Annotated in this window: 15 protein-coding genes; 4 read left to right on the top strand and 11 right to left on the bottom strand. The window is 71.3% G+C overall.

The genetic code is table 11. The annotated features are described in order from the left end of the window. Positions 1–575: 575 nt before the first annotated feature. Positions 576–3,383: a hypothetical protein gene (locus ACTJK8_RS22660; RefSeq protein WP_440762537.1), complete on the bottom strand. Its 2,808-nt coding sequence runs from the start codon at positions 3,381–3,383 to the stop codon at positions 576–578. A 359-nt stretch (positions 3,384–3,742) separates the two neighbouring features. Between ACTJK8_RS22660 and ACTJK8_RS22655 the strand changes: the two genes are divergently transcribed. The 4 genes from ACTJK8_RS22655 (at position 3,743) to ACTJK8_RS22640 (ending at position 9,776) form a co-directional block, all read left to right on the top strand. Next, entirely contained in the window at positions 3,743–5,551 is a 1,809-nt protein-coding gene (locus ACTJK8_RS22655) for a di-heme-cytochrome C peroxidase (protein ID WP_116656735.1), read from the top strand. 167 nt (positions 5,552–5,718) lie between these two features. Beyond that, positions 5,719–6,858, top strand: coding sequence for a helix-turn-helix transcriptional regulator (locus ACTJK8_RS22650; protein ID WP_012329695.1), 1,140 nt, complete (start codon positions 5,719–5,721; stop codon positions 6,856–6,858). Positions 6,859–6,917: 59 nt separating this feature from the next. Beyond that, positions 6,918–8,198 (top strand): cytochrome P450, encoded by a 1,281-nt coding sequence (locus ACTJK8_RS22645; RefSeq protein WP_059409463.1) that lies wholly within the window; start codon positions 6,918–6,920, stop codon positions 8,196–8,198. Between the two features lie 198 nt (positions 8,199–8,396). Continuing rightward, complete coding sequence (locus tag ACTJK8_RS22640) at positions 8,397–9,776, top strand: peptidoglycan-binding protein (RefSeq protein ID WP_058606892.1); 1,380 nt, start codon at positions 8,397–8,399, stop codon at positions 9,774–9,776. Positions 9,777–9,803: 27 nt separating this feature from the next. Here ACTJK8_RS22640 and ACTJK8_RS22635 read toward each other — a convergent pair whose 3' ends face one another. The 10 genes from ACTJK8_RS22635 to ACTJK8_RS22590 form a co-directional block, all read right to left on the bottom strand. Beyond that, on the bottom strand, positions 9,804–10,004 hold the full coding sequence (locus ACTJK8_RS22635; protein WP_012329692.1) for a hypothetical protein: 201 nt from the start codon (positions 10,002–10,004) through the stop codon (positions 9,804–9,806). Continuing rightward, positions 10,001–11,209: a PepSY-associated TM helix domain-containing protein gene (locus ACTJK8_RS22630; RefSeq protein WP_024827298.1), complete on the bottom strand. Its 1,209-nt coding sequence runs from the start codon at positions 11,207–11,209 to the stop codon at positions 10,001–10,003. The genes ACTJK8_RS22635 and ACTJK8_RS22630 overlap by 4 nt, the downstream gene beginning before the upstream one ends. 12 nt (positions 11,210–11,221) lie before the next feature. After that, on the bottom strand, positions 11,222–13,927 hold the full coding sequence (locus ACTJK8_RS22625) for a TonB-dependent siderophore receptor (RefSeq protein ID WP_440762536.1): 2,706 nt from the start codon (positions 13,925–13,927) through the stop codon (positions 11,222–11,224). 116 nt (positions 13,928–14,043) lie between these two features. After that, entirely contained in the window at positions 14,044–14,991 is a 948-nt protein-coding gene (locus tag ACTJK8_RS22620) for a FecR family protein (RefSeq protein ID WP_012329689.1), read from the bottom strand. 72 nt (positions 14,992–15,063) lie between these two features. Beyond that, positions 15,064–15,573, bottom strand: a complete 510-nt coding sequence (locus ACTJK8_RS22615; protein WP_012329688.1) for an RNA polymerase sigma factor — start codon at positions 15,571–15,573, stop codon at positions 15,064–15,066. 281 nt (positions 15,574–15,854) lie between these two features. Next, positions 15,855–16,037 carry a hypothetical protein gene (locus tag ACTJK8_RS22610; protein ID WP_012329687.1) on the bottom strand — a complete coding sequence of 61 codons (183 nt, stop codon included), beginning with the start codon at positions 16,035–16,037 and terminating at the stop codon, positions 15,855–15,857. Positions 16,038–16,064: 27 nt separating this feature from the next. Then, positions 16,065–16,766, bottom strand: coding sequence for a GntR family transcriptional regulator (locus ACTJK8_RS22605; protein WP_024827300.1), 702 nt, complete (start codon positions 16,764–16,766; stop codon positions 16,065–16,067). Positions 16,767–17,050: 284 nt separating this feature from the next. Continuing rightward, complete coding sequence (gene oxlT / locus ACTJK8_RS22600) at positions 17,051–18,352, bottom strand: oxalate/formate MFS antiporter (protein WP_012329685.1); 1,302 nt, start codon at positions 18,350–18,352, stop codon at positions 17,051–17,053. 997 nt (positions 18,353–19,349) lie between these two features. After that, complete coding sequence (locus ACTJK8_RS22595) at positions 19,350–20,768, bottom strand: FAD-binding oxidoreductase (protein ID WP_012329684.1); 1,419 nt, start codon at positions 20,766–20,768, stop codon at positions 19,350–19,352. Between the two features lie 222 nt (positions 20,769–20,990). Continuing rightward, positions 20,991–22,292, bottom strand: coding sequence for an MFS transporter (locus ACTJK8_RS22590; RefSeq protein ID WP_059409468.1), 1,302 nt, complete (start codon positions 22,290–22,292; stop codon positions 20,991–20,993). Between the last annotated feature and the right edge of the window lie 128 nt (positions 22,293–22,420).

Here is a 22,420-nt window from a genome sequence, read left to right as displayed (position 1 = left end):
CTCCTCCGCCAACATGATGACGTGTCCTAGCAGCGACTTCTAATTAACGCATCCATCATTTGATCGATTCCGCGCTTCTGAGGCGAGCAAGTTTACGTAGATCTCCCAATTCAGGCCCCGATCCGATTGCGCAATAGAGTTTCCGACCCCTCCGCTTCACCGAACCGCCGCCCCAGCGAAATAATCCCGGCCCCACTCAGCTTCGATCGCAGCGTCTCTTGGCGGACGCTGGCCGGCTCAACAGGGATCGCGGCGTGGGCGCGAAGGCCTTCTCGGCACCACCCGCGCCGCGGCGGTCGCGACGCCGTGAACAGGGTCGCGTTCGCCGAGCCTCGATGCCGGTATGACGTGCCGACGTCCTGAGCGCGGCGAGATCGGCACCGGCTGTCCCGAGCCTTGGCCGCGCGAGGGGAGACGGATCATCGCCTCCGTCACGAATCCGGTGCCGAGGTGCGGACAGCGCGACGGGCCGCGCCCCGGCGCGGGTCTTCCCGGATCTCCGCGTCCGCGCGGCTGCCGCGGTCGGCCGCCCCCTTGCGATCGGAAGGCGGCCGTGTCCGGCACGATCGCCGGCGCTAGCAGTCCGGGGGGCGCCGCCCGATCTCGCTGTCGAGATACACGGACCAGTCCGACAAGGTCGTGAGCTGCGAGCCGAACATCTTGCTGACCTGATGGAAGCCCAGGGCGCGGTAACTCTCGAACTGGCTCTCCGAGAACCACTGGTTGGCCGTGCTCTCGTGCGGGAAGGCCGGGCTGGTGGCGCCGTAGGCGCGGACTTCGGCGGGGATGTCGTCCAGGAAGCTCGGCTTGATGTAGATCAGCGATGCCGCGTCGCGGGCGCCCGGATACGCGATCGTACCGCGCGCGTAGCCCAGCGCGCCGGCGCGCTTGCCCTCGCGCTCGATCGTCGAGCGGGCGAGAATGCGCATCTCGCCCATCTGGACCTTCGCCAACCCGTCCACCTCGGCCTTCCGGATCACGCTGCCGAGGTCGAAGAAGGTGCAGTGTTCGTCCTGGCCCGCGTCGATCACCACGATCCGCGCGCAGCGCCGCCGCAGCATCTCGTAGACGCCGAGATTGTCGAAATGGCCGCCGTCCGAGAGGTAGATCGCCTGCCGGACATCGGTGCTGCGGCCGCCGAGCTCGCTCAGGAGCGCGAGCACGGAATTCCTCGGCTTGGCGAGCTTCAAGTCGTCCCGGCGCGCCACCGCGGGGTTGGGCAGCCAGGCGCCGAGCCGGACGTTGAACAGGGTCATCAGGAACGCGATCGGGCGCGACGAGTGATAGCCCCAGTTCGGGCTGACCGCGGCCCCGGAGATCGTCAGCAGCCCGCCCAGCAGCGGCCCTCTGCCCGCGCTGACACGATCGCCCCGCGTCTCCATCCCGGCATACTGCGATGTGCGGATGTAGGCCCCGCGCGGACCGCCGGTGGCGGGCAGGTCGCGCGCCCTGTCCGCGCGGTCGAGGACAGCCGAGCCGCAGGCGAAGGGTGTCGCGGTGAACGAGGCGGCCTTCCGCTCCGCCCACTCGGTGTGGAGGAGATCGGTCAGGTTGAGCGTCATGTTGACGACGGGCAGCAGCCGCTTCTCCGTCCCGAGTTCGGCGATGCGCGGGCTGTCCTCCTCGTCGAAGTCGGTGAAGGGATCGGCGTCGCGCCGCGCCCGCGCCGAGCCGAGGAACCCCCGGGTCAGGCGGTTGCGGTAGACGCCGTGCATGGAGAAGCGGTTGACGTTGACGCGGCCGAACAGCCAGACGGCCCCGGCCAGGACCGCCGCCACCGCGACATCCAGGATCACGATCATGCCGTAGGGGTTGATGCCGCAGCCGGAGCCGACCTCCGCACCGCCGAGCGCCCAACCCGGCAGCAGGCAGTCGCCCCACCAGTCGTACGCGGAGCCGAGGAGGCGGCCGAGCCACCAGCCCATCAGGGCGAACAGGCTGATCCCGAAGACCGCGGCCATCGCGCTGAGGCCCATCATCACGAGGTCGTCCATCCGCCCCTTGGCGGCCAGGGACTGCGCGCGGACGAAGACCTGCTTGCCCAGGAAGGCGGCGGCCGGGCCGGTGGCGAGGGCGGCAAGCGCGCTGAACAGGGCGGGGATCTGCGCGTCGTGGCGGCCGAGGGCGTCGGCGGACAGGACGAGGCAGCACAGGCACAGCCCCGTCCAGCCCATCGCGGCCAGCAGAAGCTGTCCGTCGACCCGCGCGACCCACTCGCGGTCGAGGTCGGCGCACTCGGCGCTCTTCCGGAACCCGATGAAGATGACGCTCTGGAGCAGGTGGATGACGATCAGCGCCGGCGGGGCCGCGTAGGTCAGGGTCTGTGAGACCTCTGCCCGTTCGGCATCGAAGCTGGCAGCCCCGCCGACCAGCCAGTCGATGAAGGCGCCGGTGCAGAGACTGATCAGCGCGGCCGAGACGAGGCTGCTGGCGAGCCAGGGACCGACGTTCCGCTCGTACAGCCAGAGGCCGGGATGACCCTTCGCGGTCTGCCAGATCAGGCCGCTGAGATAGGCCGTGACCTGCACGGCGAAGTACGCGAGGCCCAGACGGCACAGGGACAGGCCCGAGACCGGCAGCGGCTGCTCGAACAGCGCGCGGAGCGTGAACGGCAGCGCCAGGGCCCAGACGCAGGTCGGCGCGACGATGCAGGCCGCGACCCGCGCCGGGGACGCGTACGCCGTGACGCCGCCGGTCCGCGGCCGATGGCTCGGCAGGAGGATGCAGGCGCTGAACGTCGCGACGAACAGCGCCGCGCTGCCGAGCACCAGGGGCAGCCACAGCGTGCTGCCGCGCGCAGCCTCGAGCGCCGTCCTGTAGGCGAGCAGCGCGAGGGGAACGAACAGCAGCAGCGGGAAGATGATCAACCAGTTGAGGATCGTGTTCCGGATGTAGAGGACGATGCCGGCCCAGGTGTCCGACGACAGGATCCCGACTTCCGGCGTCAGGTAGTTCGTGTACCGCCGCAATTTGGCGAAGATCTCGTTGCCCGAGCCGCCGAGCTGGCGCTCGGCCTCGGCGATGCTGCCGCACTGGCGTATGAACGTCTGCAGCCAGCCGCCCGCGAAGCCGCCCCCCGATACCGTCGACAGGTAGTGGAACTCGCCGAGCATCCGCCGGCTGGCCAGGGCCTGCAGGGCACCGAGGCAGAAGGTGGCGCTGCGGATCCCGCCCCCGGACAGGCACAGGGCGGCGAGCCGGGCCTGGTCGGCCCGCGCCTGCCAGGGCGCGCGATCGCCGGGCTGCGGCGGTCCGCAGAAGTGATCCATCTCCTCTTCGAGTGCCTGCTCGGTATCGAGGAACCACGCGTCCCGGCCCGTCATCACCGCGGGCAGGTGATGGGACGGGGCATCCGCCTGGATGTCTGCGGGACTGGCGCTCATCGCTCCTCCTATCGCCCGCGCGGTGCCGGACTTCGCGGTTCAGCCGTTCCGATCAGCGGTCGCGCAAACATCTCTCCGCCGGCCCTCGGCACAGTTTATGCTAAGATTTTACACCCTCAGTATTGATGTCATGAACGATTTCATAACCTATATGCGACAGACGATTCTATCGATGCAGCATTACGGCGGCGCGACACCGCCGCACCGCCGACGGCGAAAATTACAGTCGCTCCGAGCCTCACAGAAAAACTGTATTCGAACATCATCCATTTGAAGGACGCGCGGGCTTCGATCGGCGTTTACTGGAATCGGCAGACACTTCGCGAAGGCAGGGTTCCCGCCATGTCCCAGGTGCGATCGTGACCGGCTCCCGGGCCGCCCGCGCCGCCGCGCTCACGGCGATGATCCTGGTCCCGGTGCAGGCCGGGTTGCGCGCCGCCGACCGGGAGCCGGGGGACAGGCCGGACGGCGGCCCGCACTTTCTCGATCAATCCTGGACGTCGCAGGAGCGCGCGTGGTTCTACGGGGCGAGCCAGGGCTCGCAGATCATGCCCTACGCCTGGTTCATGTCCCTGGAGCGCCCGGACGACGACAGGCTCTTCGTCGCGGACGGGCTCGCGCGCTTCGGCTACCTGCCGAACCCGTATGACGGGACGCGCGGATCGAACCGCAGCGGGCTTCCCATCGGCTTCGTGAAGGATGTGGACGATCGCGGCGAGTGGATCGGCATGACCTGCGCCGCCTGCCACGTGAACCGGATCGACCTGCGCGGTCGGTCGATCCTGATCGATGGCGGCCCGGCCGACGCCGACATGTTCGCCTTCATCGAGGAACTGGGCCGCGCCCTCGCGCAAACGCGCGACGACGGGGCGCGCTTCGAGCGCTTCGCCCGCCGCGTCATCCCGGCGGAACTGTCGGCGCCGGGGGCGGGCCCGTCCGAGGCCGACCGCCGCCGGCTGCGGGTCAGCCTGACGCGGTTGGCCGAGGATTTCTCCCGCTACGTCGCGTCGAGCCGGACCGCGGTGCCCTGGGGGCCGGCCCGCCTGGACGCCTTCGGCATGATCTTCAACCGGGCGACCGGCATCGATCTGCGCGACCCGCACAACATCGCCCCGCCCGACGCGCCCGTCAGCTACCCGTTCCTGTGGGATACGTCGTGGCACGACCGGGTGCAGTGGAACGGCTCGGCCGCGAACGGGCTCGCCGTCGAGCGCCTCGGCCGAAACGTCGGCGAGGTCCTGGGCGTCTTCGCCCGTGCCGACATCCGTGAGCCGATCCTGCCGCCGCTGTGGTTCGAGACCTCGGCGGACCGGGTCAATCTCCTGCGGATCGAGAACCAGCTGGGCGCCCTCACGGCGCCGGCCTGGCCCGACCGGATCGCGCCGCGCACCGAGGCGCAGACCCGCGACGCCGCGGCCGGCAAGGCCCATTACGACCGGTACTGCGTGTCCTGCCACGCGATCGCCCCGACCGGCGCGAACCGCACGCTGACCGTGACCCTGACGCCGCTGGCCGAGATCGGGACCGACCCGAAGATGGCGACGAACGCCGTATCCCGGCGCGCGCGGACCGGGATCCTCGAAGGGGTCCGGATGCCGTTCCTGGCGACGACGCCGCCGCTGGCCGCCGAGACGAGCAGCCTCGACCTCGTGGCCGCGCTCGTGGCCGGCGCGATCCTGGCGCCGCTCGACCGCGGACCGGAGCCGTCGGGCGTCGGGGCGGACCAGGCCATCATCCTCGAGCGACTGCTCAAGCGCGGCGCCGCCGTCCTCGAAGCCCGCAACGCGATGCTCGACGATGTCTCGACCGCCGGCGGCAAGGGCCTCGTCGCCGCGTTTGTCGGGGCGCGGAGGGACCGCGATCTGCTGGTCTACAAGGCCCGGCCCCTCAACGGGATCTGGGCGACGGGCCCGTACCTGCACAACGGCTCGGTGCCGAACCTGTACGAACTGCTGCTGCCGTCCAGCCGGCGATCCAGGACGTTCCGGGTCGGCAGCCGCGAGCTGGACGAGGACCGGATCGGCTTCCGGTCCGACAGCGGGCCGTTCCTGTTCGACACCGCGTTGCCGGGCAATGCCAATACCGGCCACGAGGGGCCCGCCTACGGGACCGAGCAGCTCGACGAGACCCAGCGCCGGCAGCTCCTGGAGTACCTGCGAACCCTCTAGGCGCCCGCCGCAGACCGAATCTCCACATCACCAGTATTGATTTGCATCTCAACTGCATCCGTAATGGAATACCCAGGTTCGACACCTATCGGTCCGATCGGAATCCTGGAGATCTGAGGACACTCAAGACGCGCACTCACCACTCGCACTCACCGCGGAGCGTGGCCATGCAGGATCTCGAGGCGTATTCGGTACTGGTGGGGTCGATCTACGACCGCGTCGGCCAGCCGGAGGAGTGGTCGGCGCTCCTCGAGGATCTGACCGACTTCGTCGGCGGCCGGGTCGGGCAGCTCGCCGTGTTCAGCCTCGACGGGAACCGCAAGCCGCTCTGGGCGGTGTCCGGCTTCGAGCGGGCGCGGTACCGCGAGTTCCTCTACCGGCACGCCACCGAGGATCCGCGCCTCCCCTACATCCTGTCGAACCAGGGCAAGGTCATCCGCGCCGAGGAGGGCGTCGACGCGGTGCAGTTCCGCGAGTCGGCCCTGTTCAAGGAGGTCGTGCAACCCTTCGAGATCGAGCACAGCCTCGTCACCTACTTCGCCAAGGAAGCCGACGTGATGGCGACGCTCGCGGCGATGCGCGGCGAGGACGGCGGCCCCTTCCGGTCCGACGAGGTCCGGCGCCTGGCGATGCTCGTCCCGCACCTGCGCCGGGCCTTCGAGCTGTACGCGCTGATGCGCCAGGCCTCCGAGCGCACGTCCGACCTCGCCTCCGCCCTGGACCTGCTCGACGCCGCCGTGATCCTCACCGATTCCGACCTGCGCGTCGCGCACGCCAACCGCGCGGCGGAAGCGCTCGCGCGGTCCCGGGCCGGCCTGTCCTTCGTGAAGGGCAGCCTCGTCCTCAAGGACAGCCAGACCGGGCGGCGGATCGCCCGCGCGGCCGGCGAGGCGCTCGCGGCCGCGAGCGGCGACGTGGCGATCACGCAGGCCGACCACATCGCGGTGACCTGCGGCGAGAGCGGCGTGCCCTACCGCGTCTCGTTGCACCCGCTGTCGAAGCGGCCGGCGGGCACCGGGTCGAAGGTGCGGGCCGAGCTGGCGATCGTGATCCGGACCGGGACCCAGAAGGTCCAGGAGAGCAACGCCGCGCGGCTGCAGAAGCTGTTCGGGCTGACCGTCGCCGAGTCGAACCTCGCCAACGCGGTGGCTTCGGGGCGGTCCCTCGACGCCCACGCCCGGGACCGCGGCATCGCGATCTCGACCGCCCGCACCCAGCTGCGCGCGCTGTTCGCCAAGACCGAGACCCACCGGCAGGGCGAGCTCGTGGCGCGCCTGCGCGAGGGGCTGGACGTCTCGCTCAACTGACCACCGCGCGTCGGGCCGGACGGCCCGCGCCTCTCCGCGAAGAACCTTGGAGGTCGTGCATGCGCGCCGCCGCTCCCGAGACGCCCTGCCTCGCGTTCCTGGAGGCCCTGCCGGTGTCGGAGCGCTGGCAGCGCGCCCGGGACTGGATCGCCCGCGCGCCGCGGCCCTTCTTCGCGCAGCTGCGCGCGCGGCGGACCGCGCTGGATTGCGGCGCGGCCATCCTGGTCGCCGGCCGCGCGGAGGTCGAGGAGATCCTGTCCTTGCCGCAGGTCTTCTCCGTCGCGCTCTACAAGCCCAAGATGGGCGAGTTCATGCTGGCGCTCGACGGCACGGAGGTGAATTACCGCGACAAGGCGGTCATGCGCGCCGTGCTGTCCTGGCGCGACCTCCCGGCCATCCGCGATCTGGCGGGCGCCGTCACCGACGCGGCCCTCGACGCGGGCGAAGGATCCATCGACGTCGTGGCGTCGCTCTCGCGCCTCGTGCCGCTGCGGATCGTGCAGCGGTTCTTCGGCTTCGCGGCCCCGGATGCCGACCTCCTGCGCTGGTCGTACGCGAACCAGTTCGACCAGTTCAACAACCTTCCCTTCGACGCGCGCCCGGATGCCGAGGCGATCCACGCGGCGGCGGATCGGGCGCGCCAGGAGATGCGGGCGGCGTTCGCCAGGATCATCCCGGCGCGCGTCGCGGCGATCGAGGCCGGCGCCGACCTGCCCGACGATGTCCTCACCCGCCTGCTCCGGCTGCACCTGCCGGCGGCGGCCGGCTTCGGCATGGACCGCGTCGTCATCAATGTCGGCGGCCTGCTGATCGGGGCCATCGAGACCACGTCGGAGGCCGTGGTGAACGCCCTCGCCGAGCTCCTCGGCCGGCCGCAGGTCCTCGAAGCCGCGCGCGCGGCCGCCCGGACCGGGCCCGCCGCCTTCGACGGTTACGTGTGGGAGGCGCTGCGCTTCGCGCCGATCGTCGCCTTCATGTTCCGCCAAGCGGAGACCGACCACGTGCTCGGCCGGGGCAGCCCGGCCGAGAGCCGGATCGCGAAGGGCCGGATCGTCCTGCCCCTCAGCCTCTCGGCGATGTTCGACGCGACCGGCGTGCCCGAGCCGGACCGTTTCGACCCGACCCGCCCGGATCAGACCTACCTCCATTTCGGCCGGGGCCATCACGAGTGCCTCGGCCGCTACGTGGCCGGCGCGATGATCCCGGAGATCGTCCGCCGCATCCTGCTGCGCGACGCCGTGCGGGCCGAGGGCGCGGTCGAGGACGGGGGCACGCCGTTTCCGACCGCGTTCCGGATCTCCTACGCCGGACGGTCGGCGGGCGCCGCCGCGCCCGGTTAGCCCGGCGCGCGGGCAGGACGTCGCCGATACCGGGCGCCCGGCCCCTCCGTCGGGAGCCCGCGCCGCGCGACCGCGCGTCCGGATCCGGGGCGTCGCGTGCAGACCCGCCCGATCGGCGCCCGGCCGCGCGGGGGCTCCGGCCGCGCCGCGCGGACCGTCCCGTCAAGGCTTCGTCACCGCAGATCCCGGAGCATCGACATGGCATCCTTCACGGATTTTCAGGACGGCTACGAGCGGACCTGGGCGTCGCTTCAGATCCGGCCGGAGAAGCTCGCGACCGTGCGCGAGCTCGCGCAGCAGCTCGCCGCCGGCAAACTGCGCTACCGGGAGATCGAGGCGCGCACGGGCGTGCCCTGGTGGTTCGTCGGGCTCTGCCACTACCGGGAATCGGCCTTCGACTTCGACACGTATCTCGGCAACGGGCAGACGCTCGGACGACGGACCACGATCGTCCCGAAGGGGCGCGGTCCCTTCACCGGGCCGCAGGCCTTCGTCGAAGGGGCGGTCGACGCGCTGCGCCTCCAGGGCCTGATCGGGGTCGGCGACTGGAGCGTCGCGCGCGCCCTCTACCGGCTCGAGGGCTTCAACGGCTACGGCTACCACGGCCGGGGCGTGAACTCGCCGTATCTCTGGGGCGGGTCGACGGCCTACGGGCCGCCGGGCGCGCGCGGCGGCAAGTTCGTGCGCGACCACGTCTTCGACCCGAACGTGGTCGACACGCAGATCGGCACCGCGGTGATCCTGCGGAGCCTCATCGACATCGACGCCACGGTCGCCCTCGCGGCGCCGCGCGCCGTCGAGGCTGCCGTGTCCCGCGAGCCCGACGACGAGCTCGCCGACAGCACGCTCTGGGTTCAGCAATCCCTCAACCGCCTCGGCGCGGCGCCGCCCCTCGTCGAGGACGGCCGGAACGGGCCGCGGACCATGGCGGCCGTGGCGATGTTCCAGGAACGGTGCGGCCTCGACGATTCCGGCCTCGCGGATGCGCGCACGATCGCGGCGATCCAGGAGGCGCTGCGGCCGGCGCCGGACAGGGCGGTGCTGGCGCGGATCCAGGACCTGGAGCGCCAGGTCGCCGCGCGGGCGGCCAGCCCGACGCAAACCGCCCCGCTGCACTCCGCACCGCTGCAACCCGTCCCGATGCATCCGGCGGTGATCGCGCCGGCCGCGCCCGTGCCGGCCGCGCCCCCCGCGGATGCCGCGGCACGGCTGGACGAGCTTCTCCAGGCCCTGCGCCGGCAGATCGACGGCGCGCGCCTGCCGACCGCCCAGGTCCTGCCCGGCCCGCCGGCAGCGCGTCCCGCCGGCGCGGTCCTCGGGCCGGTCAACGGCGCCCTCGGGCAGACGATCGGGCAGCTGCTCTCCGGCAAGAAGTCGGCGATCGGTATCGTCGGCGCGGTCGTCACGCAGATCCTGTCCCAGGTGCCGGCCGGCACAGGTCTGGGCCAGGTGCTCGCCCAGCTCACGCCCGCCTTCGGGCTGAGCCCCTACACGATGCCGATCTTCATCGCGCTGACGGCGTGGGGCGTGCTCGGGAAGTTCGAGAAGTGGAACGCGCGCGCGGGGCAGGCGGCGTAGCGCGCAGGGTCCCGAGAAGGCCGGCGCTCACGAGGCGCCGCGCCGCCGACACTGCCTCCGATAGGCGAAGGCCGCCGTGACCGGCGGCAGGGCCGCGAGCACGAAGCCGGCGGCCTTCCACGCGGCCGCGTCGCCGAGCATCACGACGAGGCCCGCGACCGTCAGCGTCGCGAGGCCCAGCGCGAACAGGACCGGCCGCCGCTGCCACAGCGCGGACACCCCGCTCATGCGGGACCTGCCTGCGCGCGACCGGCGCGCCGCCCGCGCCCGCGCGTCCACCACAGCCAGGCCCCGTTGCCGGTGATGAACAGGGTGGCCCAGGACAGCGCGCACCAGAGGATCTTGAGCGGCCAGGACCCGTAGTCGCCGAAATGCAGGGGCTGCGACAGCCTGACGATCGTGAGGTACCAGGGGAGACGGGCCACCTCCGCGACCCGGGCGTCGCGGGCGTCCACCAGGGCGATCTCGAACAGGCGCTTCTGCAGACCGGTCGGGCCGGCGAGCAGCACCGTGAAGTGCCGGTCCGTCGACAGCACCGTGTCCGGAACGATCATCAGCGTGGCCCGCCAGCCGGGCCGGGCGGCCTCCGCGGCGGCCCGGACGGCGTCGAGGGAGACGGCGGCGGGCCCGTCGACGCGCCCGGCGGAGGCCGGGGCGTGGGCGCGCACGAGGCGCTGCAACTCGGTCGCCTGCCACGCCAGGAGGCCGACGCCCCCGAGGGCGAGCGCGATCCCGGTGACCGAGACGAGCAGCGTCCAGCCGAGCGTGGCGACGCCGATCAGGTTGTGCAGATCGCGCTGGCGCAGGGCCGCGCCGCACCCGCGCCGGACCGCGCCGAAGGCGAGTCCGCGGATATAGGGCCCGTAGATCACGGTGCCCGAGACTAGGCAGAGCACGACCAGCAGGGCCACGGCGCCGCCGGCGAGCTGCCCCGGCAGACCCAGGAACCAGTTCGCGTGCAGCCGCAGCAGGAGGCCGAGGGGCGTCGTCCGCGGGTCGGGCCGCGACAGGACCGCGCCGCTCCGCGCGTCCATCAGCACCGGATCGGCCCCGGCGACCGTGCGGATGCCGGGCGCGGCGAGGCTCACCGTGACCCGCTCCGGATGCTCCGCGTCGAGCGCGACCGCGACGACGCGCCGGCCCGGCGCGCGCGCCAGCGCCGCGTCGGCGAGCGCGGCCAGCGGCCGGAGCGGCGCGTCAGAGGCCTCGACCGCCGGCTCGAAGCCCGCCCAGGCGTCGATCTCCTCGTGGAAGATCAGGACGGTCCCGGTCAGGCAGAGCACGAGGAAGAACGGCGCCGCGACCAGCCCGCTCCAGCGATGCAGCCACAGGCCCAGGCGGAAGGTCCGCGAGGCCGTGAACCGGGGGCTCGACGCAGGCCGGCCCCCCGCCGGGGCCGGTCGCCCGGAGACGGTCGGTGCCGCGCGCGTCATCGGCCGGCGACCCTACCAGCGATACGTGAGCGTCCCGAACACGCTCCGGCGGAACCCCTCGAAGACGTAGCCGGTGTAGAAGCCCGACGTGAAGTACCGCTGGTCGAAGATGTTGTTGGCGTTCACCGACAGGACCGCGCCCTTCCAGGCCGGGTTCAGCTGGGCGAGGTCGTAGTTCAGCGAGGCGTCGACGAGGGCGTAGGCCGGGATGCGATCGACGTTGGTGGCGTCCGTCCGTTCGCCGACGTAGCGCACGCCCGCCCCGGCCCGGAAGCCGGCGAAGGGCGAGTTCAGCGGGAGGGTGTAGTCGGCGAAGAGCGACAGGGTGTTGTCCGGCGCGTTCGGCAGGCGGTTGCCGACGAGCGCCGGGTTGGTCGCGTTCCGCGTGACCTTCGTGTTGAGGTGGGCGTAGCCGAAGATCAGGTTGAACCCGTCGAACAGGCTCGCCTTGCCCTCCAGCTCGAAGCCCCGCGATTCCGCCGCGCCCGTCACGATGAAGAAGCCGGGATTGAGGGGGTCGGCGAGGGGGATGTTGGTCTGCGTGATCTCGAAATACGACGCGGTGACGAGCGCGTTGGTGCCGACCGGCTGCCACTTGACGCCGCCCTCGATCTGGCTGGCCTCGCGGGGCGGCAGCGCCGAGCCGTCCGCCCGCTGACCCGCGATCTGCGGGTTGAACGACGTCGAGTAGGCGGCGTAGGGCACGATCCCGGCGGCGAACGCGTAGCCCAGGGCGGCCCGGTAGCTCAGGGCCGAGAAGTTCTGGTTGTCGATCGTCGTCCGGTTGAGGGTCGCGACCGGCAGGTTCGGGAAATTGAAGGTGGTCCGGACCTGCTGCTCGACCCAGTCGTTGCGCAGGCTGCCCGTGAGGATGAAGCCGTTCCACTTCATCTGGTCCTGGACATAGGCGCCCGTCTGCTGCTGCAGCGCCCGGGTCGCGACGTTCGTTCGCTGCGGGAAGGCGATGCCGAGGTTGTAGACCGGATCGTACAGGTCGATCAGGCGGTTCGCGGCGCTCGTCGGGTAGCCGTTCGGGAAGGTCCGCGCGTCGCGGCGATAGTAGTTCTGGAAGCCGACGCCGAGGACGACGTCGTGCTGGATGTCCCAGGTGTCGAAGCGCCCCTGGACGTAGTTGTCGGTCAGGAGCCCCTGGCTCGACTGGTCGCGCAGGTACGGGAAGACCGAGACGGCGAGGAAGCCGGGCGGCGTGAAGGCCGGGCTGGCGCCGACCGCGTCGAACTTCGAGGTGGTCTCGTAGGCCCGGAAGGCGGAGTGCAGCAGCCATCCCGGCGCGAAGCTGTGGTCGAGGATGTAGCCGATCTCCTTGTTCTCCAGGAGGCCGGTGTTGAAGTTCGGCTGCCCGACGAACGGGCTGCGCGGGAAGAAGCCGCGCGCGCTCGGCAGGATCGAGCCGACGATCGGCAGGCTCTGCTCCGATCCGCCGCCGCGGTACTCGGCGTACTTGCCGAGGACCGTGAGGGCGGTGTCGGCGTCCGGCCGCCAGGTCAGCGCCGGGGCGATGAAGGTCCGGTCGTCCGGCGTGTACTTGACCTGGCTGTCGGCGTTGCGGACGAGGCCGGTCACGCGATAGGCGAATTGCGGCGCGCCCTCGACCGGGCCGGACAGGTCGAAGCCGGCCTGGACGCGCCCGTAATTGCCGCCCTGGAGGAACACCTCGTTGAACGGGACGAAGGTCGGGCGCTTCGAGACGAGGTTGATGATGCCGCCCGGCTGGCCCTGGCCGTAGAGGACCGAGATCGGCCCCTTCACGACGTCGATGCGCTCGTAGGCGTAGGGCTCGATGTTCTGGTCGAACGAGTTGAAGCCGTAGCGCAGGCCGTCCTCGTAGACGCTGTCGAAGTTGTTGGCGTTGAAGCCGCGCAGCGTGAAGGTCGGACCGCCCTGGCCGCCGGGATAGTCGACGGCCTGGACGTTGGGCGTGTAGGCGACCGCGAGGTTGACGTCCTGCACGCCCCGGACATTCAGCTCGTCCCGGGTGATGACGCTGACGGTGGCGGGCGTCTCCAGGATGGAATCGTTGCCCTTCGAGCCCGCCGTGGACCGGGTCGCGACGAAGCCCGTCGTCCCGAAGGTCGGCTGCTGGGCCTCGACCGAGAGCTCGTCGAGGGTGACCGACGCGGCGGCCGCCCCGACCGGCGTCGGGGCATTCGAATCCCCCGGCGGCAGGGACGCCTGGGCGTAGCGCGGGTTCACGAGGGTGATCGTCGCGTGCTTCGCGGCGCGGTAGGTCAGCCCCGTCCCGTCGAGCAGCCGCGCGAGCGCCTCCAGGGGCAGGACGTCCCCCTCGACGCCCCGCGTCGCGCGGTTCTCGGTCAGCGCCGTCCGGTAGGCCAGCGACAGGCCCGTCCGCGCGATGAGGCTCGCCAGGGCCGGCTCGAGGGGACCGGGCGCGATCGAGAGCCGGACGCGCCGCGCCGAGAGCGCGCGCGGCGGCCCGGCGTCCCCGGCGGCGACGGGCACGATGTTGAGCCGTTCGCCGGCTCGCACGAAGGTCGGGGTGATCGGCCGTTCCTGCGCGGCCGAGGCCTGCCCGATCGCGATCAGGGACGCGCTCGCCAGGGCCGCCCTGCGCCACGTGCCGCCCAGCGCGCTTCCGAGAGTGCCGCCCAGCGCGCTGCCGAGAGTGCCGCCCAGCGCGCTGCCGAGAGTGCCGCCCAGCGCGCTGCCGAGAGTGCCGCCGAGATTCCACACCGCCATCCGTGCCCCCGTTCCGCGGAGGGCGGCACGCTCGGCGCGCGCTCTGGGCCCTCACGGACACACGACAATCGAGCCGCGCGACTCCTGACCTCCCCGCGCGGGTTTTTTTCGCCCCGTCAGCCCGGCGGCCTGACGAGGACGAGGTACGGGGTCAGGCGCGTGACGCGCAGGCCCATCGTCGCGACCAGCACGTCGAGCGCTTCGTCGGTGTCGCGGATGTCGAGCGTCCCGCTGAAGCGCTGCGCGCCGAGCCCCGAGCCGAGCAGGACGATGCGTCCGCGCCGATATCGGTTCAGGTCGGCCACGACCGCGGCGAGGGGCTGCCCCGTGACGACGAGCCGGCCCTCCCGCCACGCCGTGGCGCGCCCGACATCGCCGCGCTCGACCATCAGGTGGCCGTCGGCGCTCCGGAGGGCCACCTCGCCGGCCCCGATCGTCACGGCGCCGGCGGATGTCGACGCGTCCACGCGCCCCTCCGCCACACCGACCGGTTCGGCGTCCCCGCCGGCCCGGACGAAGAAGCGCGTCCCCACCGCGCGAACCCGCAGACCGCCGCCGTGGACCACGAAGGGCCGGCCGCTGTCGGGCACGACATCGAACTCCGCCTCCCCGCGCAGCAGGTGGACGTCGCGCTCGGCGGCCGTGAAGCGCAGGACCAGCGCCGTGTCGGTGTTGAGGGCGGCGCGGCTGCCGTCGGGGAGCCGCGTCGTCTCGATGTCCCCGATACCGGTCCAGACATCGGCGCGGACGCGGTCGAGGAGCCCGCTCTCGTAGGCGACGAAGCCGGACAGGCCCAGCGCCGCCGCGAGACCGACGAGGCGCGTCGGCGGCCGCCGCTTGCGCCGGCGGGTATCGGGCGCGCGCCCGGCGACGCGCCGCCACGCCTCCATCTCCGCGTAGGCCTCGGCATGGGCCGGGTCGGCCGCGCGCCAGGTCGCGAAGGCTGCCCGGTCGGCGTCGGTCGCGTCGGGGGAGGCCAGGCGAACCACCCAGAACGCGGCCCGCGCGTAGACCGGGTCGTCCGCGGCCTCGTCGTCGCCCGCGGGCGTCCGCTCCTCCTCCATGTCGACCCGCTGCCCGCTCCGCCCGTCCGACCTATGAAGACCATCGAGGCCGCGAAGTCCTGACGTTCCGGATCAGAAGAATTCGTGGCACGCGCGGCGGATGTGCAGCAGCGCCTTGATGAGGTGCTTCTCGACCATGTTGCGGCTGACGCCGAGACGGGCGGCGACCTCCCCGTTCGAGAGGCCCTCGAAGGTGCTGAGGAGGAACGCCTCGCGGCAGCGCGGCGGCAGCCCGTCGATCGCCGCCGCGACGAGGCGCAGCTGCTCGCGGGCGATCACCTGCGTCTCGGTCTGCGCGCGGCCGTCCACGACGCTGGACAGCTCGAGATCGGTGATGGACCGGAACAGGCCGGCCTCGAACCGGCGGCGCTTGCCGAGATTGGCGGCGACGTTGCGGGCGAGGTGGAACAGGAACAGGCGCGGCTGCTCCAGGTCGGTGGTGGTGAGCGCCTTGACGAGACGGAGATACGTCTCCTGCGCGGCATCGGCGGCATCCGCGGGATTGCCGAGCTTGCGGAGCAGGAACCGATGAAGGTTCAGGTTCTCGCTGCGATGCAGGGCATCTACCGATACCGCCGCCATTACTCCAATCCTCAGATGCTCGCGCCGTGCACAGTCGCGTGCAGCGTCCGACGGATTAAAATAATATGGCTCCGATTGGCGCAAGCGGCTCAGATCTTTGTAGCACCTCTAAACTGCGGTTGCTCTGTTCGGTCAAACGGTTGTCTAGACGCGAGAAATGAATGGCCGGACAGCGGGGCGTTGGACTGGAATAATTCCAGCCCTCCCGGCTGTTTCCGGCGCCTGTTGCAAATCTGCGGCATGGCGAGCCGCAGAGGCCGCCTTGCCCGCGCCGCGCCCGCTCACTCGGCGAGCACGAAGGCGAGGCCGAGGATCGCCACGAGCAGCGCTCCGCCCGCGAGTTCCTCACGCGGCTCCTCCGCGAAGCGCGTCGACCGGCTCGCGCTGGCGATCCCGGCTCCGACGAGCCCGATGATCAGGAAGCCGAGGCCGAGCAGATCGGTCATGTGAACGGACGGTAGCATAGGTCGATTCTCCGTCGGCGGTGGCTCTTACCCCTCTGGCCAAGCCCAGTGCGCCTCGACGTGCGCGATCAGCCCGAGCGCGTGATCGCGCACGAGGACCGCGGCCCGATCCGCGTCGCGTGCCTGCAGGGCGGCGATGATGGCGGCATGCTCGCGCATCGAATCTTCGAGCCTCCCGGCCCGATGGAGGAAGGCCGACCGGAGCGCCCGCATGTGGATGAACAGGTTGGTCGTCATCTCGACCATCAATCCGCAGCCGCCGAGACGGATGATCGTCCGATGAAAGTCGAGGTTGGCCTCGTCATAGGCCTTCAGATGATCGGGTAAAGTGGATATCTCGAAATCTTCGAACGCCCTGCCGAGCGCGCGAAGTTCGGAATCTTCGGCGTGCCGCGCGGCGGCATGGGCCGCCATGCCCTCGAGCGCGGCCCAGACGGTGATCATCTCGACGATCTCGCGCTTGGTCTTGCGCGTCACGAAGAGGCCGCGGCGCGGCACCGTGCTCACGAAGCCTTCCCGCTCGAGAAGCGTCAGGGCTTCCCGGACTGGCGTGCGGCTGATGCCGAGATCCTGCGCGATCTGGTGTTCGTGCAGCCGGATCTGCGCTGAGCCGTCGTAGAGATCCATCGCCAGGATCGATTGCTTGATGCTGTCGTAGGCCTGCTCGCGCAGGCTCACGGTCTGCCCGATCGAGGCCAGACCCAGGGAGGTCTCGGGAGGCTGCAGCACAGTCGATCTCCGAAAACGCGGGAACTGGTTCCGGCCTCAGATCTCGGGCGGGCGCCGGAGCGCGGCTGGAATGTCGCGTGAGAGCGAGGCGCCGACGAAGCACGGCATGATCGGAGGTGTACGCCCGAGGATCCGCAGGTGCCCGCTGCGACGTGCGTCCCGAAGAGACGCCGCGACGGTGCCGGCGGCGCGCAACCCCCTCGATCGTCTCTGCCCCGGCTCCGAGATTCCGGAGCCGGGGCGTCGCGGGTCCGGCCCGGCCGCGGGGCGGCCGAGCCGGTCGCTCAGGCGTGCGCCAGCGTCAGCGCCGGCGCCGCGGCGTCGTTGTTCGCCGCGTGGTGCTGCTTGAGCATCGGCCGCAGCACCGCGATCGCCAGGATGGCGGCGATCAGGTCCATGGTCGCCACCGTGTAGAGGACCGTCGCCCAGGTACCGGTCGCCTGCATGATCAGGTTGCCCACCGGCACGAACAGCGCCGCGAAGCCCTTGGCGCAGTAGAGCACGCCGTAGATCTTGCCGATGTGCTTCGAGCCGAAGGTGTCGGCGGCGGTGGCGCTGAACAGCGAGTAGACCTCGCCCCAGGCCAGGAACACCACACCGGACAGGATCACGAAGGCCCACGGATTCGAGCCGAAATAGCCCAGGGCCACGATGCCGATACCCTCCATCGCGAACGCGATGAACATCGTCTTCTCCCGTCCGATCCGGTCCGAGACGAAGCCGAAGAGCGGGCGCGAGATCCCGTTCATGATCCGGTCGAGCATCAGCGCGAAGGGCAGCGCCGCCATGGCGAAGAAGTACAGGTTGACCTGGAAGTTCTTCACCCCGAGATCCTGCGCGATCACGCCGAGCTGGGCCACAGCCATCAGGCCGCCCGTCACCGTGCAGGTGAACATCAGCAGCATCACGTAGAACACGGGGGTGCGCAGCGCCTCGCCCAGCGTGTAGTCGCGCCGCGACTGCAGGACCTTGGTGGAGAACGGCACCTGATCCTTGCGCGGGGCGCGCATGGCGATGGCGGCGGCGATGATGATGGCGCCCTGGATCAGGCCGAAGACGAAGAAGGCCTGGGCGTAGTTGCCACCGTCGATCATCTTGGCGATCGGCAGGATGGTGAGCGCCGAGCCGGCGCCGTAGCCGCCCGCCGTGAGGCCGACCGCCAGGCCGCGCTTGTCCGGGAACCACTTGAGCGCGTTGTTGACACAGGTGGCGTAGACGCAGCCGACGCCGATACCGCCGGCCACTGAGCCGAGGTAGAAGCCGCTCAGGCTGGTGGCGTAGGAGTTGATGACCCAGGCCAGGCCCGTCATCAGGCCGCCGAACATCACGACGCGGCTAGGGCCGTACTTGTCGATGAAGTAGCCCTCGATCGGGGTCAGCCAGGTCTGGACGACGACGAAGATCGTGAAGGCGACCTGGATCGCGGCGCGGTCCCAACCGAAGGTCTTCTGGATCTCGGGAACGAACAGCGTCCAGGCATACTGGATGTTCGCCGCGGCAACCATGCAGATCACGCCGAGCACGATCTGCAGCCATCGATTGGTACTGGGTATTGCCGTAGCCGGCGTGGCATTTGGCATGGCCATGAGCTTCCTCCCTCGTCCCTGCGCTGACATTCGGCGACGTGCTATAGGATTGGCGTGCACGTCGGCGCATCGCCGGCCTCGCCGAAACCTCATGTCGGGTTCCGATATTGGCTTTGCGGCATGCATTATTCTGTGTGCCAGGATCCTATGGCAAGCAAAATAATTCACACGCCGCGGTCGACGGAGCGGGATTATAAGGCGGCGCCGCGCGTGCAGCCTCGCTGCGCGACCGCCCTCCCCTCGATCCTCGCCGGTTCGGGCGAGGCCTCGCGGCCGGTTCCGGGCTTCGCGGACATCCGTCCCGGCTGTGCCGGTGAAGCCGGCTATCCGCGACGCAGCGTCCGGTAGATTCCCGAGCCCGGTGCCGCCGCGTTGACGGGCCGGTCCCGGATCGTGCTGGCCGGGAGGATCGGCCGGGACCGGACGAATCGGCGATGAAGCGCGGGGCAGGGGCGAACGATGGGCCGGCCGTGCCGACGCCGCGCCGGATCGGAGAACCGACGACGCACCGACATCGCCGCAGCCCGTGAGGCGATCGATGTCTCCGGTCCGAGATGCTGTCGTCGATGCGAAGCGTATCGCGGACCGAAGGTCGGTCAGGCCCGGACGATGGAGGGCCCTGAGCGCGGGCACACCCGCCCGCGCCGGCTCGCGACCGGGAGCGTCCGCTCACGGGACGCTGTGAAGCCATCTGATCGTGGCTCCGGGAGCGGGCGGGCAGAAACCGATCCCGCCCTGTCGCCGGGTACGCCATCCACCGACGCCGTTCGAGCCCGATCTCCGTATCCGCGCGAGCGGCCAACGGTGCTGATGGGCGCGGGCCGCCTTGAGGGGATGGCGCAATCGACGACACGGCCGCGCGGTCACGGCCAGGGCCGTGCCGAGCTCGGCGGTCCGGGCCCCGAGCGCCCGCGTGTCGAGCCCGACGCGGTCGGACGACGCGAGGCCCGCGAAGGGGCGGCCCTCCGGGGCCGGCGGGTCGCGGACCGCGTCCGCGTCAGGGGATCAGCTTGCCGGGGTTCATGAGGTTCCGGGGATCGATGGCGCGCTTGAGGGTCCGCATGAGGCCGAGCGCCTCCGGCCCGTGCTCGCTCTCCATGAAGCGCATCTTCTTCTGGCCGATCCCGTGCTCGCCCGTGCAGGTGCCGCCCAGGTCCAGCGCGCGGGCGACGAGCCGGTCGAGAAAGCCGGCCACCGCGGACATCTCCTCGGGGCTGTCGGCATCGACGAGCGGGAGGGTGTGGAAGTTGCCGTCGCCGACATGGCCGGCGATCGGCGCCGTGAGCCCGGTCGCGGCGATGTCGCGCTTCGTCGCCTCCACGCATTCCGCGAGCCGCGAGATCGGCACGCAGACATCGGTCGACATGTTCTTGATCGTGGGACCGGGCCGCAGCGCGACCGCGGCCCAGTAGACGTCGTGGCGCGCCTGCCAGAGGCGTGCGCGCGCGTCGGCCCCGGTCGCCCAGTCGAACGGGCCGCCGCCGAGCTCGGCGGCGATCTCGCCGAACCGCTCGGCCTGCTCCCGCGCGCCCGCGTCCGTGCCGTGGAACTCGACCAGGAGCAGCGGGGTCTCCGGCAGGGTCAGCTTCGAGTAGCGGTTGCAGGCCGCGACCTGCACCTCGTCGAGCAGCTCGATGCGCGCGACCGGGATGCCGGACTGAATCGTCAGGATCGTGGCGTCGCAGGCCGCCTTGATCGAGGGGAACGGGCAGATGCCCGCCGAGATCGCCTCGGGGATGCCGTGCAGGCGCAGCGTGACCTCGGTGATGATCCCGAGCGTGCCCTCCGAGCCGACGAGGAGCCGGGTGAGATCGTAGCCGGCGGACGACTTGCGCGCCCTCCGGGCGGTCGTGACGATGTCGCCGTTCGGCATCACCGCGGTGAGCGCGAGCACCGCATCCTTCATCGTCCCGTAGCGCACGGCGTTGGTGCCCGATGCCCGCGTCGCCGCCATCCCGCCGATCGTGGCGTCCGCCCCGGGATCGATGGGGAAGAACAGGCCGGTATCGCGCAGGTACGCGTTCAGCGCCCTGCGGGTGACGCCGGCCTCGACCGTGCAGTCGAGGTCGTCGGCATTGACCGCGCGGACGCGATTCATCGCGCCCGTGTCGATCGAGACGCCGCCGAACGGCGCGTTGACGTGGCCCTCGAGGGAGGTGCCGACGCCGTAGGGCACGATCGGCACGTCGCGCTCGGCGCAGGCGCGCACGACGGCCTGCACCTCCGCGGTGGTGTGCGGGAAGACCACGAGGTCCGGCGGCTCGCACGGCGCCCAGGTGAGCTGGTTGGCGTGCTGCTCGCGCACGGCCCGGCTCTCCGTCACCCGGTCCCCGAGCACGGCCCGCAAGGCCTCGGTGAGACCCGCGATCGTCGCCGCGTCCGGGCGGGTGCGGGGGGCGGGAGCGGGTGCGTTCATGGGCTGCTCCGATGGGTTCGAGCCGGCGCGTCGCCGGCGACGGCGTGTCCCCGGGCTCGCGCGGCCCCGCAACACGGCCTCCGCCGGGAGGACAGTCCGACGCTGCCATAAGTCGATCGGCCGCCGGCCGCCACCCGCCGCCGCCCCCCGGGCGCGGCAGGGCGGCGGCGCGATCCCCTGCCCCCAGATCGCGTCTCCTGCGCCGCGTCTACTCCGCCGCGTCTACTCCGCCGCCTGCGCACCGCGCGCCGCGGCCTGCTCCAGGTGTGGGTCGTGGGTGAGGCAGAGGACCGTCACCATGGCGGCGAGCCCGGCCGCCGCGATGAGGAGGAGGCCGCCCGTGAAGGTGCCGGTGGCATCCTTGATCGCGCCGACCGCGTAGGGGGCCGCGAAGCCGGAGAGGTTGCCGAGGGCGTTGACGATGGCGATCCCGCCGGCCGCCGCGGCGCCGGACAGGAAGGCGGTGGGCAGCGTCCAGATCACCGGGAGGCCGCCGAAGACGCCGAAGGCCGAGACGCTGAACAGGACCATCTTGGCGTAGGGATCGGAGACCAGTGCCGCCCCGGCCGTGCCGCCGGCCGCGAGCAGGAGCGCGAAGGCCGCGTGCCCCTTGCGCTCGCCCCGGCGGTCCGAGGAGCGTCCGAGGGCGAGCATGCCGACGATCCCGATCGCGAAGGGGATGAGGCTGACGAGACCAGTCTGGACGTTCGTGAGGTCGAAGCCCTTCACGATCTGCGGCAGGAAGAAGCTGAGCCCGTAGAGCAGCGCCACGTTGCCGAAATACACGAAGGCGACGGCGAGCACGCGCCGGTCGAGGAGCGCGTCCCGGACGCTGTAGCGGCGGGCGGATTCGCGCGCCCGCCGCTCCTGCGCGAGGCGCTCGGTGAGCCAGGCGCGCTCGTCCGCCGGCAGCCAGCCCGCCTGCGCCGGCCGGTCCGTCAGGAAGCCCAGGACGATGCCGGCGCAGATGACGGCCGGCAGGGCCTCGAGGACGTAGAGCCACTGCCAGCCCCTGAAGCCCCAGACCCCGTCGAGGCCCAGCAGCGCCCCCGAGACCGGCGCGCCGACGACGCTCGACAGCGGGACCGCGACCATGAAGGTGCCGATGATCCGCCCGCGGTAGCGCGCGGGGAACCACAGCGTGAGGTAGAAGATGATGCCGGGAAAGAAGCCGGCCTCCGCGGCGCCCAGCAGCAGGCGCACGGCGTAGAAGCTCGTCTCGCCGACGATGAAGGCCATCGCGCCCGACAGGAGCCCCCAGGTCAGCATGATCCGGGCGATCCACACCCGCGCCCCGACCCGCTCCAGGATCAGGTTCGACGGCACCTCGAACACGAAGTAGGTCAGGAAGAAGATGCCGGCCCCGAGGCCGTAGGCCGTGGCGGAGATGCCGAGGTCCTCGTTCATGGTCAGCGCGGCGAAGCCGACATTGACCCGGTCGAGGTAGGAGATGAAGTAGCAGGTGATCAGGAGGGGCAGCAGCCGCCTGCTGACCCGCCGGACGGCGCGCGCTTCCACATCCATCGGTCGGCCTCCCTCGAGGATCCGGAACGGACGCCGTGCGCCCGGTCCGACCGGTTCTCCGGCCGGTTCGCGGCAGACATAGCCGGGCGGTGGGCGCCCCGATAGCCGAGGACGCGGTGCGGCGGCGG

Origin of the sequence: Methylobacterium sp. 22177 (assembly GCF_052045615.1) — a bacterium.
Taxonomy (GTDB): domain Bacteria; phylum Pseudomonadota; class Alphaproteobacteria; order Rhizobiales; family Beijerinckiaceae; genus Methylobacterium; species Methylobacterium radiotolerans.
Note: the sequence above shows the minus strand (reverse complement) of the source record. Positions and strands in the feature narration are given on the sequence as shown.

Coding starts and splice junctions, on each gene's coding strand:
- ACTJK8_RS22660 (WP_440762537.1), bottom strand. CDS start 3,383: ATGAGCGCCAGTCCCGCAGACATCCAGGCGGATGCCCCGTCCCATCAC.
- ACTJK8_RS22650 (WP_012329695.1), top strand. CDS start 5,719: ATGCAGGATCTCGAGGCGTATTCGGTACTGGTGGGGTCGATCTACGAC.
- ACTJK8_RS22645 (WP_059409463.1), top strand. CDS start 6,918: ATGCGCGCCGCCGCTCCCGAGACGCCCTGCCTCGCGTTCCTGGAGGCC.
- ACTJK8_RS22640 (WP_058606892.1), top strand. CDS start 8,397: ATGGCATCCTTCACGGATTTTCAGGACGGCTACGAGCGGACCTGGGCG.
- ACTJK8_RS22635 (WP_012329692.1), bottom strand. CDS start 10,004: ATGAGCGGGGTGTCCGCGCTGTGGCAGCGGCGGCCGGTCCTGTTCGCG.
- ACTJK8_RS22630 (WP_024827298.1), bottom strand. CDS start 11,209: ATGACGCGCGCGGCACCGACCGTCTCCGGGCGACCGGCCCCGGCGGGG.
- ACTJK8_RS22625 (WP_440762536.1), bottom strand. CDS start 13,927: ATGGCGGTGTGGAATCTCGGCGGCACTCTCGGCAGCGCGCTGGGCGGC.
- ACTJK8_RS22620 (WP_012329689.1), bottom strand. CDS start 14,991: ATGGAGGAGGAGCGGACGCCCGCGGGCGACGACGAGGCCGCGGACGAC.
- ACTJK8_RS22615 (WP_012329688.1), bottom strand. CDS start 15,573: ATGGCGGCGGTATCGGTAGATGCCCTGCATCGCAGCGAGAACCTGAAC.
- ACTJK8_RS22610 (WP_012329687.1), bottom strand. CDS start 16,037: ATGCTACCGTCCGTTCACATGACCGATCTGCTCGGCCTCGGCTTCCTG.
- oxlT (WP_012329685.1), bottom strand. CDS start 18,352: ATGGCCATGCCAAATGCCACGCCGGCTACGGCAATACCCAGTACCAAT.
- ACTJK8_RS22595 (WP_012329684.1), bottom strand. CDS start 20,768: ATGAACGCACCCGCTCCCGCCCCCCGCACCCGCCCGGACGCGGCGACG.
- ACTJK8_RS22590 (WP_059409468.1), bottom strand. CDS start 22,292: ATGGATGTGGAAGCGCGCGCCGTCCGGCGGGTCAGCAGGCGGCTGCTG.